Below are 276 nucleotides of genomic sequence, written 5' to 3'. Positions count from 1 at the left end.
GGCTGCGGATCTCGGCTATATCGGCCTGCAACTGCCGACGACGGCGGGCCTCTTCGACCTTGAGAAGGCGGCGAGCTCGAAGACCTATGCCGACGAGCTGAAGGGGCGCCTCGCCGAGGAGGGCGTGGAGATCACGGAACTCTCCACGCATATCCAGGGCCAGCTCATCGCCGTCCATCCGGCCTATGACGAACTCTTCGACGGCTTCGCGCCGGAAGAAGTGCGCGGCAACCCGCAAGCACGCAGGGAATGGGCGGACGAGCAATTGCGCCTTGC

Annotated in this window: 1 pseudogene; it reads left to right on the top strand. The window is 65.2% G+C overall.

The window, feature by feature from the left end:
* A pseudogene (locus CH341_RS32480) lies at positions 1-276 on the top strand (sugar phosphate isomerase/epimerase); the annotation flags it as partial.

The organism is Rhodoplanes roseus (assembly GCF_003258865.1).
Classification (GTDB): Bacteria; Pseudomonadota; Alphaproteobacteria; order Rhizobiales; family Xanthobacteraceae; genus Rhodoplanes; species Rhodoplanes roseus.
Note: the sequence above shows the minus strand (reverse complement) of the source record. Positions and strands in the feature narration are given on the sequence as shown.